We start from the raw sequence: 17,995 nt of genomic DNA on the forward strand, positions 1-17,995 counted from the left end.
TTTCCGACTCCCGCCCTACGGCTGCACCACGGTGATGGTGCCCACCTTCGATCGGCCCACGCCACGGATATCCGGGCGGTACATGTCCTCGACCAACGGCGGCGGCACGGTGTAGGTACCCGGGGTCACCGCGCGCACCAGGTAGAACACCTTGGCGGTGTCGCCGCTGTCCAGCTTCAGCGCGGCCACGTAGCGATCATCGCGAAACTCCTCGTGCTTCACGTCCGCGGCGCTGCCGCGATCACTGACGCTGATGCCGTCGACCACCACGTCGGCCCACTGCTTGGCGTCGCCCAGGTTGAAGTTCTCGATCTCCAGCCCGGCCGGCAGCAGATCGGTGAACAGCGCATCCGGCATGGTCACGTGCGGGGTGATGCTGACCCGGACGATCAGTGCCTCGCCCTCCTTCAGCGTACCGCCGCTCCACTCCTTGCCGTCGGTGGTGTAGTAGCGTCGTTCGATGCCGATCTGGCGTTCGTCGGCGGCCGGCGGCGTGCGCGGGATGCCGCTGACGTCCAGGCTGGCGTACAGCGGCGGCTGGCCTTCCGGCACGAAGCGCGCGCCGCGCGCCAGCGCCGCGTGATCCAGGCTGCGGCCGAACACCTTGCCCGGCGCGACGGTTTCGCTTTCACCACCCAGGGTCCAGGTGCCGGACACCAGCTTCTTCTGATCCACCATCAATGCCTTGCCCAGGCGCGCCAGCGCGACCTGCTCCTGCGTGCTCAGCCACAGCCAGCCGCTGTTGCGGCGGGCATCCAGTTCGCGGCCCAGCGACACCGCGCGGCGGTCGTACTCCGGCTTGGACAGCTTGCGCTCGTGGACCAGCGCGATCATCAACGCGTCATCGCGCAGGCGGGTGCCGTAGTCGCCCAGGTAGTCGGGGCGATCACCGTTCTTGGCGAAACCCTCGGCAATCGCCTTCGCGCCACGCGCCTTGTCGCCCTGCAGCGACAGCGCCAGGCCCAGGTGCACCAGCGGCAGTCCGGTCAGGCTCTTGTTGCGCTCGTTGTCGTACAGCGCGCGCAGCGTGCCCAGCGGCGCGCGATTGACCCGCGCCAGCGCGTAGCCGGCATAGGCCTGGTTGGCGAACTTGAGGTGATCGCGCTGCGAGTAGCCATAGAACTGCGCGCCGCCGGCCAGCAGATCCTCGTTGAGGCGGTTGAGCGCCTTCTGCAGGACGTTGTCCGGCACGGCAAAGCCGCCTTCGCGCGCATCCAGCAGGAACTCGACCACGTACGGGGTCAGGCCCGGATTGACGTAGCCGTCGTCGCCCCACATCGAGAAATGGCCGTTGGCGACCTGCATCGAGGCCAGCCGGCCGAACGCGCCTTCCATGCGTTCGCGCCGCTTCTTCGCATCCAGCCCGCCGACGCCCAGCGACTTGGCGGTGGCGTCATCCAGCTCCAGTGCCGCATAGCCCTTGCTGGTGGTCTGCTCGGCGCAGCCGTAGGGATACTCGAGCGCGCCCTGCAGGGCGCTGGCGAAGGGAATCGGCGGCAGCGCGCTGACCAGCATCCGCGCATTGACCGAACCGGCCATCAATCCGTCGGCCAGTCCGGCCCCCATTTCCACCGGCGCCATGCTGTCCAGCACCAGCGTGCGCGAGCGCAGCACCGCCGGCCAGCCGGCGCGCACCGGCAGGTCGTAGCGGCGATCGACCTTGAAGCCGTTGCCGTCGACCCGTACGCGCACCTTGGCGGTGGTGTAGCCCTCGCCCGCGGTGATCGGGAAGCTCAGGGTGGTCTTGGCGTCGGTCGCCAGTTTCGCGCTGCGCGCGGATTCGCCGATCGACAGCGGGCCCTCGCCGTCCACCCGCACGCTGAATTCACCCGGCTTGCCGGTGAAGTTCTGCACGTCCAGGGTCACCATGCTGCGATCGCCCGGCGCCAGCACGCGCGGCAGGCTGGCTTCGGCCACGATCGGCGCGCGCACCAGCGTCTCGCGATCGCGGTTGCCGTAGCGTTCGTCCGAATACACCAGCGCCGACACCCGCAGGGTACCGTTGAAGTCGGGCACCTTCAGGCGGATGCGCGCGTTGCCCTTGGCGTCCAGCTTCACCGGACCGGCGAACAGATCCACGGTCTGCACCCGCGAGGTCGGCCGCTTGGCCTGCGGCAACGCGGTCAGCACCATGTCGCCGCCGAAGCGGATCTTGGCGCTGCCGCCTTCGAAACTCTCGATCACGCGCCCGTAGATGTCGTACGCGTCCACGCCGAGACGGCGCTGGGCGAAGAACTGCGCGTTCGCGTCCGGCACCGGGAAGCGGGTGATGTTGAGGATGCCCACGTCCACCGCCGAGACGGTGACGTGCGCGGCCTTGCCGGCCAGTTCGGGCACGCTGACCGTCACCGGCAGCTCCTGCTCCGGGCGCATCTGCTTGGGCACGGCCAGGCCGACGGCGACGCGGCGCGCCTTGCGATCCATCGGCACGTGGGCCACGCCGACCGCGCGCGCCGGGGTGATCTTGCTCGGCGCGGATCCACCGCGGAACACCAGCGCGGTGATGTACACGTCATGCCGCTCCCAGTCTTTGGTAACCGGGATGGAGAAGCGGCTGCCGGGCTTGGCATCGATCTCCTGCACGTACAGCATGCGGTCGGCCTCGACCATCAGCAAGCCCTTGCCCGGATGTGGCGGGGTCAGGGTCACCTGCAGGGTGTCACCGGCCTTGTAGCCGGTCTTGTCCAGCGCCAGCTTGACCTTGTCCGGACGCGCATCAAGGCCACGGTTCTGATCGTCCCAGCTCCAGCCGGCGCGGAACGGATAGCGGGTGGTCAGGCCGGAGGCCGGATCGAACACGTCCAGCCGGTACTCGCCCCACTCCACTGGATAGTCGATGCGCGCGGCGGTGGCGCCGGCATCGATCACCTTGGTTTCCAGGTTTTCGAAGCGGCGGGTGAAGTCGTAGTCCCAGCCGCCGTCCTCGTCGTAGTTCCAGTGATAGTCGCGATGCTCGCGCACCAGCGTCGCCTTCAGGCCCTTGCCGGGCTGAGGCTTGCCGGCGGCATCCACCCGCATGATCTCGAAGCCGACGTTGCTGTTGGCATCGGCGCCGTCCTTGTCGTCGAACAGCGGGCGCACGCCGACCAGCGTATTGGCCGGCCACATGACGCGCTTCAGGGTGCGCGTCACCGTGCGGCCACCGGTCTCGTAGACGCTGCCGGAGATCACGGCGGCGATCGGCGTCACCGGCTTGGCTTCGGCCGGGAGCGAGATGGCTTCCCTGTAGGTGCCCTTTTCGTCGAACTGGGCGTCGACGACATCCTTGGCTTCCTTCGGCAGCTCCACGGTCGGGTCACCGAAGAAATAGCCCGGCAATGCCTCGACCGGATGCTGTTCCACCGCCACGGCCAGCCGTGCGGTGAAGCGGTTGCCCGCCGCCGGCGCGCCATACAGGTATGCCGCCGTGGCCTGCAGTTGCAGCGGTTGTCCAGGCTTGAGCGTGGCCTGCCCGGTGCTGTCCAGATCCAGTTTCATCCGCTCGGGCAGGAATTCCTCGATGCGCAGGGTCATGCCCTGCACCGCCTCCTTGCTGGCCGGATCGGTGCGGAATTCCACCTGCCAGCGGCCGGTCGGCGCTTCCTGCGGGATGACCTGCTCGAAGTTGAAGTAGCCCTGCTCGCCCGGTTGCAGGCGGGTCTCGCGAAAAGTCTTGCCATCGGGCTGTTTCAGGCGCAGGAAGATCGGCTGCGCCTTGACCGGCCTGCCATCGAAATCGCGCAACAGCGCCGACAGCCGCACCGTTTCGCCGGGCCGGTACAGATCACGGCCGGACCAGGCGAACACGTCGAACCAGGCCTGCTCGCGGCCGGCCACCGCGAACTCGGACAGGTCCAGCGCCGGCTGGTTGAACGGCAGCATCGACACGTCCTGGCCGCGCCGCGCAATCAGCACATGGCCCGCGTCCAGCGTGTACTTCAGCAGCGCGTTGCCGTTGCTGTCGGTCTTGCCGGTCAGGAAGGTCTCGCCCTTGGCGTCCAGCACCCGCAGTTCGACCCCGCCCACGGCGGCGCCATCACGCAGCGAGGCGGTGTGCACGAACAACTGGTCCTTGTAGGCGCGGGTGTGCAGGCCCAGGTCGCTGACCGTGAAGAACGCGGTCTCGAAATCGCCGGCGAACTTGCCGGTGCGCTTCATCACCGCGAAATACAGGCCGGGCTCCTGCAGTTCCTTGATGTCCTGGATCGGCAGGTAGGTCAGCAGGCGCTCGTTCGGCTTGCCACCCAGCAGGAAGCGGTTGACGTAGACCGGCTCGGCCAACTGCGCGATCGGCGTGTTGTCCCCGTAGTCGCTGTCCAGGTCCCAGCTGCCACGACGGCCGCCGCGCTGGTATTCGGAGAAGAACTTCGGCAGCGATTTCTCGTTGACCCGCAGGAACTCGACATCGACTTCCTTGACGTTGATGGAGACCACCGGGAGGCCGCGGCTCTCGCGCGCCGGCAGCACGCTGCCCTGCGAGGCGAAGCCCACCGCCGGATCCAGTTCGCCGGTGTGCACGCGCTGCTTGAGTTCCTTGCCCAGCCGGCTGCCGTCGGCGGCGAGCAGGTCCGCGCGCACGATCACGTCGTAATCCTTGGCCGCCTCCACCGACGGGAAGCGCAGGATCCTGCCCTTGTCGTCCAGTACCCAGCTGCCCTTGACGGTTTCGCCGTTGGCGCCGGTCACTGCCAGCAACTGGTCGAAGTCCTGCGAGCTCACCAGCGGGCGGCTGAATTCCAATGCGATCGCCAGGCTGCCGTCGTGCTGATCCGGATAGGCGCTGGCCAGCCCGAAGCCGACCACCTCCTGACGTTGCGCCTGCACCGCTTCGCCGCTGGCCTCGGGCAGTTGCCCGGTGTCGTTGCGCTTGCAGCCGGCCAGCGCGCCGAGCGCCAGCAGGCCGACGAAGAGTGCGCGCAGGCCGAAGGCACGCGCGCCGCGGAAGGAAGGAGCCAACGATTCCATGTGCATGTCCCTGATCCGGTCTTGGCGGCAGTATAGAACGCGGAACACGATGCTTTGGGGTCAGCGAAGCCAGGAACCGGAAAAGAAAAACCCCGGCAAGCCGGGGTTTCTCATCGCATTGCCGACGGGCCTCAGGCCTGCGGCGGCGCGGCGGTGACATCGCCGGCTTCGGCGGTATCGATTTCGCCTTCCTCGTCCTCGTCCAGCGACGCGTCCAGGCGCTCAACCGCCTGCAGCACCTCGCCCTCGGACAGCCGCATCAGGGTCACGCCCTGGGTGTTGCGGCCGACGCGGGAGATTTCCGAAGCGCGGGTGCGCACCAGGGTGCCGCCATCGGAGATCAGCAGCACCTCGTCGCCGGCACGCAGCAGCACCGCGCCGATCAGCTTGCCATTGCGCTCGCTGGTCTGGATGCCGATCACGCCCTGGGTGCCGCGGCCCTTGCGCGGGTATTCGGCCAGCGGGGTGCGCTTGCCGTAGCCGTTCTCGGTCGCGGTCAGGATGTAGGCCACGTCGGCGTCGTCGGCGCCGGTTTCCAGCACCGCCTCCTCGCCGGTTTCGACCACGTCCTCGGCGCCCTCTTCCTCGCCCTCGTCCACGCCGCCGGCGGACTCGGACACGATCAGGCTGACCACTTCCTCGCCCTCGGCCAGACGGATGCCGCGCACGCCGGCGGCGGTGCGGCCCATCGAGCGCACCTTGTCCTCGGCGAAGCGGACGGTCTTGCCGTTGGAGGCGAACAGCAGCACGTCGTTGCCGCCATCGGTGAGCGCCACGCCGATCAACGCGTCGCCCTCGTCCAGGCTGATGGCGATCTTGCCGCGGGCCAGGCGGAACGCGAACTCGGTCAGCGGGGTCTTCTTGACCGTGCCGCTGCGGGTGGCGAAGAACACGTAACGGCCTTCCTCGTAGGCGCGCACCGGCAGCACCGCCTGGACCTTCTCGCCTTCCTCCAGCGGAATCCAGTTGATGATCGGGCGGCCGCGGGCATTGGAGCCGGCTTCCGGCAGCTGGTGCACCGGCAGCCAGAACACCTTGCCGCTGCTGGTGAAGGTCAGCAGGGTGTCATGGGTGTTGACCAGCCACAGCTGATCGATGAAATCCTCTTCCTTGGTCGCCGCCGCGCTACGGCCACGGCCACCGCGGCGCTGGGCGCGGTAGGCGCTGACCGGCTGGCGCTTGGCGTAACCGGCATGCGACAGGGTGACCACCACGTCTTCCGGGGCGATCAGGTCGAGGATGTCCAGATCCTCTTCGCTGTGGCGGATTTCGCTGCGGCGCGCGTCGCCGAACTCGGCCTTGACGTTCAGCAGCTCGTCGCGGATGACCTGCAGCAGCACGTCCGGGTTTTCCAGGATGCGGATCAGGCCGGCGATGACCTCCAGCAGTTCCTTGTATTCCTCGGTCAGCTTTTCCTGTTCCAGGCCGGTCAGGCGATGCAGGCGCATCTCCAGGATCTGGCTGGCCTGCACATCGGTGAGCTGGTAGGCGCCATCGACCAGGCCCACGCCCCTGGGGAGATCTTCCGGGCGCGAGGATTCGGCGCCGGCCGCCGACAGCAGCGCGCCGACCAGACCCGGCGTCCAGGTCTTGGCCAGCATCCGCTCCTTGGCTTCCTGCGGATTGGCCGAGGTCTTGATCAGCTCGATCATCTCGTCGATGTTGGCGAGCGCGACCGTCAGGCCTTCCAGGATGTGGGCGCGGGCACGCGCCTTGCGCAGTTCGAAGATGGTCCGGCGGGTGACCACCTCGCGGCGGTGGCGCACGAACGCTTCCAGCATCTGCTTCAGGTTGAGCAGCTGCGGACGGCCGTCCACCAGCGCCACCATGTTGATGCCGAACACCGACTCCATCGGGGTCTGCGAATACAGGTTGTTCAGCACGACTTCGGCCGACTCGCCGCGCTTGACCTCGATGTAGATGCGCATGCCGTCCTTGTCGGACTCGTCGCGCAGCTCGCTGATGCCCTCCAGCCGCTTTTCCTTGACCAGCTCGGCGATCTTCTCGATCAGCCGCGCCTTGTTCACCTGGTAGGGAATCTCGGTGACGATGATGGCTTCGCGGCCGGTGCGGTCATCGACCTCGATGTCGGCCTTGGCGCGCATGCGCACGCGGCCGCGTCCGGTGCGGTAGCCGGCGATGATGCCGGCGGTGCCGTTGATCAGGCCCGCGGTCGGGAAATCCGGGCCGGGGATGTACTGCATCAGCCCGTCGACGTCGATCTCGGGATCGTTGATCAGCGCGATGAGGCCGTCGATCACTTCCGACAGGTTGTGCGGCGGGATATTGGTGGCCATGCCGACCGCGATGCCGGCCGAGCCGTTGACCAGCAGGTTCGGAAACCGGGTCGGCATGACCGTCGGCTCCAGTTCCTTCTCGTCGTAGTTGGGCTGGAAATCGACGGTTTCCTTGTCGATGTCCGCCATCAGCTCGTGGGTCAGGCGCGACATGCGCGCTTCGGTGTAACGCATCGCCGCGGCGCTGTCGCCGTCCACCGAACCGAAGTTGCCCTGCCCGTCCACCAGCAGGTAGCGCAGCGAGAACGGCTGGGCCATGCGCACCAGCGTGTCGTAGACCGACTGATCGCCGTGCGGATGGTACTTACCGATCACGTCACCGACGATACGCGCCGACTTGTAGTACGGCTTGTTGCTGTGCGCGCCCAGTTCGTTCATCGCGTACAACACACGTCGATGCACCGGCTTCAGGCCGTCCCGGACGTCCGGGAGGGCGCGCCCCACGATCACGCTCATGGCGTAATCGAGGTAGCTCTTGCGCATCTCGTCTTCGAGGTTGACGGGGATGATTTCCTTGGCGAGATCAGCCATTCGGGTTCCGTAGTCTCAGGTTTTTCGAGCCGAAACCGGCCTGCCGGGACGGAGCCGGCAACGCTAGCGCGGGCGGGGTTTCAGGCAGGTTTTTACAACCTGCGGAGTGTATCACAGGCGGGACTTTTCCGCCCGTTTTTCAGCCCCGAAACAAGCAGTTAGCCGGTCATCCGATGGCTCGCGGAGGGCATCGCGCCCGAGGCCGCCGGAGCGCCCCTGTCCATGCCCGGGGATCCCCCTCTCCGGACGCCGGCAAATGCCGCCGGGCCGGCGGTTCAGCCGAAAGCGGCCCGCATCTTCGCCAGCGTCGGCTGCTCCACCACGCCCTTCTCGGTCACGATGGCGTCGATCAGACTGGCGGGGGTCACGTCGAACACCGGGTTCCAGGCGGCGATGCCCTCGGCCACCGTGCGGACCCCGCCGATGCCCAGCAGTTCGCCCGGATCGCGTTCCTCGATCTCGATGGCGTCGCCGTCCGGCGTGGCCATGTCGACCGTGGAGGACGGCGCCACCACCATGAAGCGCGCGCCGTGGTGGCGGGCGGCAATGGCGAGCTGGTAGGTGCCGATCTTGTTGGCGGTGTCGCCGTTGGCGCAGATCCGATCCGCGCCCACCACGACCCACTGCACCGCGCCGGTCTTCAGCAGGTGCGAGGCGGCCGAGTCGGCGATGAGGGTGGCCGGGATGCCGTCCTGCTGCAGTTCCCACGCGGTCAGCCGGGCACCCTGCTGCCAGGGCCGGGTCTCGCCGGCGAACACGCGGCCAATCCGGCCCTGCGCCACGCCCGCGCGGATCACGCCGAGCGCGGTGCCGAACCCGGCGGTGGCCAGCGAACCGGTGTTGCAATGGGTCAGCACGCCGCTGCCCGCCGGAATCAGGGCCGCGCCGAGTTCGCCCATGTGGCGGTTGGCGGCCAGATCCTCGTCGGCGATGGCCTGCGCCTCGCGTTCCAGCACCGCGCGCCAGTCCGCGCCCGTTCCATGCAGCGCCGCGCGCATGCGCGCCAGCGCCCAGGCCAGGTTGACCGCGGTCGGGCGCGCCGCGTTGAGGCGTTGCAGCGCCGGCTCCAGCGCGGCGGCGGCCTGCGCACCGTCGGCGGCCTCGACCGCACGGGCAGCCAGCACCACGCCCCAGGCGGCGGAAATGCCGATCGCCGGCGCGCCGCGCACGGCCAGCGCGTGGATGGCCGCGGCGACCTCGTCGCTGGTCGCGCAGGTCAGGTACTCGACCACGAACGGCAGCTTGCGCTGGTCCAGCAATTCCAGGGCGTCGCCGGTCCAGCGGATCGGACGGATGCGGTCGTAGCGGGCGTAGTCGAAGGCGTCGTTCATCGCGCCATTGTAGCGGCCAGAAAAAAGCCCCGCGCGTGGCGGGGCCTTTTCAATGGGGATGTTGCAGTGGATATGTTCCTGCGAAGGTCCGCCGTCACCAGACCCGGAACTCGGCGCGGCAGCCGCCGCTGACCCAGATGCCGCCGCGATCCCAGCCCCAGCTGCGTCCTTCGATGCACGGGGATTTGGAGATCTGCCGCTCCACCCGGGCGCCGCGCCGGACATGGGCGTCGCAATGGCGGGTGCGGTTGTCGTTGGAATCGCAGCGCACGATTGGGTTGTTGCCGCCCCAGTTGCCTCCATTTCCGCCGTTCCAGCCACCGCCGCCGCGACCACCAACCGCGAACTCGGCGCGGCAACCGCGCGAGACCCAGATCTGATCGCGCTCACGGCCCCAGTTGTAGCCCTCGACGCAACGGGTCTTGGAGATCTGCCGATGCAGGCGCACGTAGCCGCCGCGCGGAATCGCGCAGGTGCGGTGGCGATCGTCGTTTGAATCGCAGCGGACGATCTGGTCGCCGCCGTTTCCGTTCCAGCCGCCGCCGCCCCAACCGCCACCACCGCGGGTGCGGAACTCGGCGCGGCAGCCGCCGGTGACCCAGATGCCGGAACGATCCCAGCCCCAATTGCGGCCCTCGGTGCAGTAGGTCTTGGACAGCCCGCGAATCAGTTCGACGCCGCCGCGGGTATCGGCCTGGCAATGGCGGTACTTGGCGTCCTGGGACTCGCAGCGGACGACCTGCCCATAGCCATCCCCCGGGTAGCCATAGCCGCGATCCTGGGCCGCCGCCGTCGCGGCCACGGAGCCCAGGGACAGCAGGGACAACAGCGGCAGCATCCGATGCATGACGCGGATCGTGGCGTGCTTCATGGCGCGATCTTCCGTGGGTGGTGTTGGTGGAGAATCTACCGGACCATCATGAATGTGAACCCAAGAAACCGTTTCCGTTTTTGACGCTGCCCGAAGACGTTTGGCCGCCACTCAGGCTCGCGCGAAATCGAAGCAGAGCACGTCGGCGATGCGCGGCGTATCCAGCATCGCCATCAGCAGGCGATCCACCCCCAGGGCCACGCCCGCGCAGTCCGGAAAGCCGGCATCCAGCGCCGCCAGCAGGCGCGTATCGATGGCCGGCGCACCCTGTCCACGGGCTTGGCGCACGGCGACGTCGCGAAGGAAGCGCCTTGATTGTTCGGTGCCGTCAGCCAGTTCGTGATAGCCGTTGGCCACTTCCAGCGGCCCCAGGTAGATCTCGAAGCGCTCGGCCACCAGCACCGCGTCCGCGCGCACGCGCGCCAGCGCGCATTGCGAGGCCGGATAGTCGTACAGCGCCAGCAGCTGATCGGCGGGAAATGCCGGCTGCAGCCGATGGGTCATCAGCAGATCCAGCCAGTCGTCGCGGTCCAGCCCTTCGGGGTCGATGCGCACGTCCGCCAGCGCATTGCGCAGGACATCGATGTCGTCGAGCATCGGATCGATGCCGAGCGATTCGCGATAGAGATCCCGGTAGGCCACCCGGCGCAGGCGCAGGTCGCGCCCCACCAGCGCTAGGCACTCGCGCACCAGGCCCGCGCACTCGTCGATCAGTTGCTGGTGATCCCAGCCCACCCGGTACCACTCCAGCATGGTGAACTCGGGGTTGTGGCGGCCGCCCGCTTCACCGTCGCGGAATACGCGTCCCAGTTCGTAGCAATCGCCCAGCCCCGCCGCCAGCAGTCGCTTGAGCGGAAATTCGGGCGAGGTCCGCAGCCAGCGCCGGCGCGGGCCGGCATCGACATGCCCGCCGAATTCCAGCGAGAACGAAGCGATGTTGGGATCGGTGTTGCCGGCCTGCGACATCACCGGCGTCTCCACTTCCATCACGTCGCGCGCGGCGAAGAACGCTCGCAACGTGGCGTTCAGGCGGGCACGCAGGCGGATGGCCTCGAACCGTGCCGAGGGCTGCCAGTTCATGCGTGCCGGGCCAGGAACTCGAGCAGTTGTGCCTCGTCCCAGATTTCGATGCCCAGTTCCTGCGCCTTCGCCAGCTTGGAACCGGCGGCCTCGCCCGCCACCACCAGGCTGGTTTTCTTCGACACGCTGCCGGCGACCTTCGCCCCCAGCGCCTCGAGTTTCGCGCCGGCCTCGTCGCGGCTCATCGCCGCCAGGCCGCCGGTCAGCACGACGGTCTTGCCTTCCAGCGGGCCGGCCGGGCCGGTGTCGCCTTCGGGCGTGATCGACAGCAGGTGCTCCACCACCCGGCCCGCGTGAGCGAGCAGCCTGGCGTGTTCGGGCGCTTCCAGCCAGGCCGCGAGCGCGTTGGCCGATTCGGACGGCAGGCCGGCGCTGACGAACTGGTGCGCCGGCGCATCCACCAGCACTTCCACGCGCGGGAACGCGGCGGCCAATTGCTCGGCGCGCACGCGGGTGACCTTGGGGATTTCCAGATCCACCAGCAGCGCGGCCAGGCCGAGATCGTCGCGCAGTTTCGGGTGCGGCGGGTGCGCGTCGGTGAGGGTGACGCCGCGCGACAGCAAATCGTCGATGACCTGCTGGTTGCCGGGCTGGTCGAAGAAATGGCCCAGCGAGCGCGCGACTTCGCCGCCGATGTCGGGCACGCGCTTGAACAGCGGCCACGGCATGCGCCGGATCAATTCCAGATCGCCGAACCACAGCGCCAGCGCCTTGGCGGTGCTTTCGCCGACATGCTGGATGCCCAGCGCGAACAGGAAGCGCTCCAGCGTGGTCGTGCGGCTGTGGTCAATCGCCTCGATCAGGTTGTCCGCCCACTTGGTGGCGACCTTGCCCGCCTTCACCGTTTCCGGGGTGGTGCCGTCGCGCTCGTCGGCGCGGCGCTTCATCTCCAGCAGGTCATCCACCGTCAGCCGGTACAGGTCGGCCACCGAGGTGACATAGCCCAGATCGCTCAACACCTCGACGTAGCGCTCGCCCAGGCCCTCGATGTCCATCGCGCGGCGCGAGGCAAAGTGGCCGATGGCCTCCTTGCGCTGCGCGGCGCAGGTCAGTTCGCCGGAACAGCGCCAGACCGCTTCGCCTTCCTCGCGCACCACTTCCGAACCGCATACCGGGCACCGCGTGGGCATGGACCATGGCTGGGTACCGGGGGGGCGGCGCTCCAGCACCACCCGCACCACTTCCGGAATCACGTCGCCGGCGCGGCGGATGATCACGGTGTCGCCGTTGCGCACGTCCAGGCGGGCGATCTGATCGGCGTTGTGCAGGGTGGCACGGGTGACGGTGACGCCGCCGACCTGCACCGGCTGCATCAGCGCCCACGGCGTGACCGCGCCGGTGCGGCCGACGTTGACCTCGATCGATTCCAGCACGGTCATCTGTTCCTGCGCCGGGAACTTGTGCGCGATCGCCCAGCGCGGCGCGCGCGAGACGAAACCCATCTCGCGCTGGCCTTCGTAGTCGTCGAGCTTGTAGACCACGCCGTCGATGTCGAACGGTAGCGCGTCGCGCTTGTCGCCGACGCTCCTGTAGTAATCGAGCAGGCCCTGCACGCCGTCGACCACGCGGTTCTCCGCGCTGACCGGGAAGCCCCATTCGCGCAGACGCGCCAGGGTCTGCGAATGGCTCGCCGGCAGGTCGCCACCCTCGACCAGCCCGACCGCATAGGCGTAGAACGCCAGCGGGCGCTGCGCGGTCATGCGCGGATCCAGCTGCCGCAGCGAGCCGGCCGCGCCGTTGCGCGGATTGGCCAGCACCTTGCCGCCGTCCTTCAGCGCGCGCTCGTTGTAGGCGCGGAACGCGGCCAGCGGCATGTACACCTCGCCGCGCACTTCCAGCACCCGCGGCCAGCCCTTGCCGCGCAGGCGCATCGGAATGGCCTTGATGGTGCGCAGGTTGGCGGTGACGTCCTCGCCGGTGGCGCCGTCGCCACGCGTGGCGCCCTGCACGAACGCGCCGTCCTCGTAGCGCAGGCTGATCGCCAGGCCATCAAGCTTGGGTTCGACCGAGAACAACAGGTGCGGCCGCTTCAGCTTTTCGGCGATGCGGCGGACGAAGTCCTGCACTTCCTCGTCGCTGAAGGCATTGCCCAGCGACAGCATCGGAATCGCATGGCGGACCTCGGCGAACCGGGCCGAAGGCGCGTTGCCGACCCGCTGGGTGGGCGAGTCCGGGGTGATCAGATCCGGGTTCGCCGCTTCCAGTTCGTCCAGCTCACGCAGCAGGCGGTCGTACTCGGCGTCCGGAATATTGGGTTCGTCGAGGACGTGGTAGCGGTAGTTGGCATCGTCGAGCAGGCGACGCAGCTCGATGGCGCGGTCGGCGGGTGTGGGTGCGGTCATGGCGGGATTGTAGGACGGAGGGCCGCAAAGCCGGCGTGTTCTTATCGGGCGTGTTCTTATCCGGCGTGTTCTTATCCGGCGTGTTCTTATCGGGCCTGCTCTGATCCGAGGTGTTCTGATCCGACGTGTTCTGATCCGGGCGATTCGGGAGATATGACCGCCGCGTTGGGGGCGGCGCGGCGGAAGCAGCCTGGCGGGCGGATGCAGGACCCGGCCAGGGCGGCCCCGTCACAGGTCCCGGGCGGCCCGGCTTACCAGCGCGGCGGCTTGGTCAGCGGCGGCGCTTCGTGCTGGCGGTCGTAGGCGCGCAGCTCTTCGCGGATGTGCTGGATGCGCTGGCGGCCCAGGGTGTTGCGGCTGTCGTCCAGGACCACGCCGTTGAGCAGTTCGGCCATGCGCTCGACGTTGGGCAGCAGCTTCTCCCAGGCTTCCAGTGCGCTCACCGGCGCCGGCAGGGTCAGGAAGAAGGCGATGGCCGGGGTTTCCATCTCGCGGATGTTGGCCATGTCGAAACTGCCCGGCTGCATGATGTTGGCCATGCTGAAAATCGGACCGCGCTCGGGGTGGCCTTCGATCAGCCGGTGGAACACGTTCATGTGGCCGAAGATCAGGCCGGTCTTCTCCGCCGCCACCACGATGTCCTCGCCGCGCAGCACCTGGCCGGCGCGGGCCGCCACGTACAGCGAGACGATCTTGTCGAAGTCCTGGGTGGCGCGCTTGCCCAGGTGGCTGTCGGCGGCGGTCGGGGTGCCGCCGGCCAGGCCGAGTTCGGGCTGGCTGACGTCGTCACCGGAGTAATCGCGATCGGTCTCGTAGGCCGTCTCGTCGGTGGCCAGGCTGGGTTCGACGCGCGCGTTGTCGCGTTCCGTCGGTTCCAGCCGCCGGCCCTGGCTGGGCTTCTTGGGACGGCCGAAGAAGATGATCGCCGCAATCAGGATTGCGCCGGCGATCAGGATGCCGATTCGAAGCATTGCCATGTCGGACACGTCGGATTCTCCGCCAGGGTTTGATCAGGGGTTCAGGCCGCGCCGGCCAGGCGCGCGGCTTCTTCCAGGTCCACCGACACCAGTCGGCTCACACCGGGCTCGCGCATGGTAACGCCACTGAGCTGGTGCGCGGCTTCCATCGTCGCCTTGTTGTGGCTGACGAACAGGAACTGCACTTTCTCGCTCATCTCCTTCACCATGTTGGTGAACCGGCCGACATTGGCTTCGTCCAGCGGCGCGTCCACCTCGTCCAGCAGACAGAATGGCGCCGGATTGAGCTGGAAAATCGCGAACACCAGCGCTACCGCGGTCATCGCCTTCTCGCCGCCGGAAAGCAGCGAGATGTTGGAAACGCGCTTGCCGGGCGGACGCGCCATGATCGCCACGCCGGTGTCCAGCAGATCCTCGCCGGTCAGTTCCAGGTAGGCGTGGCCGCCGCCGAACAGGCGCGGATACAGCGCCTGCACGCCGGCATTGACCCGATCGAAGGTGTCCTTGAAGCGGCCACGGGTCTCGCGGTCGATCTTGCGGATGGCCTCCTCCAGCGTTTCCAGCGCGGTGGTCAGGTCGACGTGCTGCGCTTCCAGGTACTCGGCGCGCTGGGAGGCCTCGCCGTACTCGTGGATCGCGGCCAGGTTGACCGGTTCCAGCCGGCGCATGCGCGAGTCGATCTGGGTGACGGCCTGCTCCCATTCGCGCGCGTCGGCCACTTCCGGCAGGGTGTTGATGACGTCCTCGACGACGAAGCCGGCGGCAACAATCCCCTGCGACAACTGTTCGGACTTCAGCGCCAGCGCCTGCTGGTCCAGCTTGCGCTGGGAGATCCGCTCGCGCTGGGCCAGTGCCGCCTCGTCGCGCTGGTGGCGGGTCTGCTCGTACTGGCGCAGTTCGTTGTCGATGCCTTCCAGCACCGAGCGCGCCTCGGCCAGCCGGCGATCGGCGTTGACCCGTTCTTCCAGCGCCGCCTGGCGCTGGGCGTCCAGTTCCTGCACCGGCGAGTCGCCCTCGCTCAGCTGCAGGGTCAGTTCCTCCAGCCGCGAATCGAGCTGGCCGCGCTGGCCGCCCATCCGATCCAGCGCCTGGCTCAGGGAGATGATCTGGGTGCGCTGCGATTCCAGGGTCAGCGCCAGCGCATGGGTGGCGTCGCGCGATGCGCGCGCCGCCTCGCGGGCCAGATCGCGCGCTTCCACCAGTTGCCGGCGCTCGGATTCCAGGCCCTGCCGGGCCGATTCCAGATCGCCCATCGCGGTGACCGCTTCCTCCAGCCGCAGGCGCGCCTCGCGGGCCTGCTCGCGGCTGCCGTCCAGGGTTTCCACCAGTTGGGCGATTTCCTGGTCAATCTTGTCGATGCGGTGGCGGGTGGATTCCACCCGTCCCTGCTGGCTCTGCAACTGGCCGGCCAGTTCGGACACGCCGCGATGCGCCAGGTACAGGGCGCGTTGCGCGTCCTCGCGCTGCTGCTCGGCGGCCAGCAACTGGTCGCGCAGGTTGGCCAGGCGTTCTTCGAGTTCGGCCTCGCGGGTCTGCAGCGCTTCGATTTCGGCGCGCAGGCCCTGGATTTCACGCTCGCGCAGCAATGCACCCTGCTTGGCCGCGCCGGAACGCAGCACCCGCACCCAGCCGGCGCCGAGGCGCTCGCCGCTGCGGGTGATCACCGAATCGCCGTCGCCCAGCTGCGACTGCAGGCGGCGCGCTTCGGCCAGATCCTCGGCCACGTGCAGGCGCGCCAGCAGACGGCGCACCGCCGCCGGTCCCTGCACCCGCGCCGCCAGCGAGGTCGGCGCGACGTTGAAGTCGGCCTGTGCGTCGGACACCAGCGCGATGCGGCCTTCGCCGAGTTCGCCCAGGGCGTCCACCAGCGATTCCGGCGCATCCACCAGCACGCCTTCGATGAGTTGTCCGAGCGCGCCCTCGACGGCGTTTTCCCAGCCCGGCTCGACGGTCAGGCGCTCGCCCACGCGCGCCGCCGAATCCAGCCCGCGCGCCTTGAGCCAGCTCATCGCCGCGCCCTGCTCCTGGCCCAGTGCGGCGTGCTGCAATGTCTCCAGCGAGGACAGCCGGCCACGGGCTTCCTGCGCGCGCTTGCGCACTTCCGACAGTTCGGTCTGCGAAGCACGCTGCTGCTCCTGCACGCCCGCCGCCGACTGCTTGCGCGACTCGACCTGCTCGGTCAGCGACTCCAGCGATTCCTTCTGGGTGTCGTGCTGGATCTGCAATTGCTCGAAGGCTTCGGCCAGCGCGTCCAGATCCAGTCCGGCGCGCTCGGCGGCCAGATTCTCCCGGCGGCGTTCGGTTTCCAGCGCCTGGCGATCCAGGTAATCGACGCGGGTGCGCTCGACCTCGCCGGCGCGCGCGGCCTCGGCCGATTCGCGCGAATGGGTTTCCCAACGCTGCTGCCAGTCCGACAACCGCGTCTCGGCGTCGCGCAGGGCGTCCTGCTTGAACAGGTCCTCTTCCTGCAACTGCGCCAGCCGGGGTTCGGCCTCGTCCACGCTCTCGCGCAGCACGTTGAGCTTGGTCTCGTCACCACTGATGTGCTGGCCCAGTTCCTGCAACGCGTTGTGGGCCTCGTCGCGCGCCTTCTTCAGGCGTTCGGCCAGATCACGCTGGTGCTGCATCTGCTGTTCCAGCCGGGCCAGCGTGCTGCCGACCTGGTAGACCTCGCCCTGGGCCTTGTTGAGGCCCTCGGCGGCTTCCTCGCGGCGCAGGCGATCGGTTTCGATGTTGCGCTCGGCTTCACGCTGCTCGGCGATCAACTGCTGCAGGCGGGTCTCTTCCTGCGACAGCTTCTCGCGCAGCCCCTGCAACTGCACGTCCAGCCCGCGGAACTCCAGCGCCTTCCATTCGGCATCCTTGACCCGGCGCTCTTCCTGCAGGGCCTGGTACTGCTCGGCCTGCTTGGCCTGGCGCTTGAGGTGTTCCAGCTGCTTGCCGATTTCCTCGCGCAGATCATTGAGGCGATCCAGGTTTTCGCGGGTATGGCGGATGCGGGTCTCGGTTTCCTTGCGGCGTTCCTTGTACTTGGAGATGCCGGCGGCTTCCTCCAGGTAGACGCGCAGATCCTCGGGCCGGGCCTCGATGATCTGGCTGATCATGCCCTGCTCGATGATCGAGTAGCTGCGCGGTCCCAGGCCGGTACCGAGGAACAGGTCGGTGATGTCGCGGCGGCGGCACTTGGTGCCGTTGAGGTAGTAGTTGCTCTGGCCGTCGCGGCTGACCTGGCGCTTGACCGAGATTTCGTTGAACGCGGCGAATTCGCCGGCGATGGTGTGATCGCTGTTGTCGAAGATCAGTTCGACGGTCGCCTGCGACACCGGCTTGCGCGCCGAGCTGCCGGAAAAGATCACGTCGGTCAGCGAATCGCCGCGCAGGCGGCTGGCGGAGCTTTCGCCCATCACCCAGCGGACCGCATCGATGATGTTGGATTTGCCGCAACCATTGGGACCGACCACGCCGGTCATGTTGGTGGGCAGGTGCAACGTGGTCGGATCGACGAAGGACTTGAAACCGGACAGCTTGATGGTCGAAAGGCGCATGCGGCGATGGTTTTCCGGGCATCGCGACCGGCCGGCCGGTGCGCTGCCAAATTGTTGGACTGGATGAGGTTGAGTCG

General features: G+C 68.2%; 8 protein-coding genes. All 8 read right to left on the minus strand.

Going from position 1 to position 17,995, the window contains the following annotated elements:
- Positions 1 to 15 precede the first annotated feature (15 nt).
- Positions 16 to 4,950, minus strand: coding sequence for an alpha-2-macroglobulin (locus FG323_RS03745; protein WP_141453095.1), 4,935 nt, complete (start codon positions 4,948 to 4,950; stop codon positions 16 to 18).
- Positions 4,951 to 5,075: 125 nt separating this feature from the next.
- On the minus strand, positions 5,076 to 7,772 hold the full coding sequence (gyrA, locus tag FG323_RS03750) for a DNA gyrase subunit A (RefSeq protein ID WP_141453096.1): 2,697 nt from the start codon (positions 7,770 to 7,772) through the stop codon (positions 5,076 to 5,078).
- Positions 7,773 to 8,047: 275 nt separating this feature from the next.
- Positions 8,048 to 9,103, minus strand: a complete 1,056-nt coding sequence (gene mtnA, locus FG323_RS03755; RefSeq protein ID WP_141453097.1) for an S-methyl-5-thioribose-1-phosphate isomerase — start codon at positions 9,101 to 9,103, stop codon at positions 8,048 to 8,050.
- 94 nt (positions 9,104 to 9,197) lie between these two features.
- The gene (locus FG323_RS03760; RefSeq protein WP_141453098.1) at positions 9,198 to 9,974 is read right to left on the minus strand and encodes a DUF3011 domain-containing protein; all 777 of its coding nucleotides are present in this window, start codon (positions 9,972 to 9,974) and stop codon (positions 9,198 to 9,200) included.
- Between the two features lie 111 nt (positions 9,975 to 10,085).
- On the minus strand, positions 10,086 to 11,054 hold the full coding sequence (gene epmA, locus FG323_RS03765; protein ID WP_141453099.1) for an EF-P lysine aminoacylase EpmA: 969 nt from the start codon (positions 11,052 to 11,054) through the stop codon (positions 10,086 to 10,088).
- A complete protein-coding gene (gene ligA, locus FG323_RS03770) occupies positions 11,051 to 13,396 on the minus strand; it encodes an NAD-dependent DNA ligase LigA (protein ID WP_141453100.1) in 2,346 nt (781 codons plus the stop codon). Before ligA ends, epmA begins: the two co-directional genes overlap by 4 nt.
- 251 nt (positions 13,397 to 13,647) lie before the next feature.
- Entirely contained in the window at positions 13,648 to 14,382 is a 735-nt protein-coding gene (gene zipA / locus FG323_RS03775) for a cell division protein ZipA (protein WP_141453101.1), read from the minus strand.
- Positions 14,383 to 14,414: 32 nt separating this feature from the next.
- On the minus strand, positions 14,415 to 17,918 hold the full coding sequence (gene smc / locus FG323_RS03780; RefSeq protein WP_141453102.1) for a chromosome segregation protein SMC: 3,504 nt from the start codon (positions 17,916 to 17,918) through the stop codon (positions 14,415 to 14,417).
- Positions 17,919 to 17,995: the final 77 nt, after the last annotated feature.

This window comes from Pseudoxanthomonas sp. z9 (assembly GCF_006542425.1).
Taxonomy (GTDB): Bacteria; Pseudomonadota; Gammaproteobacteria; order Xanthomonadales; family Xanthomonadaceae; genus Pseudoxanthomonas_A.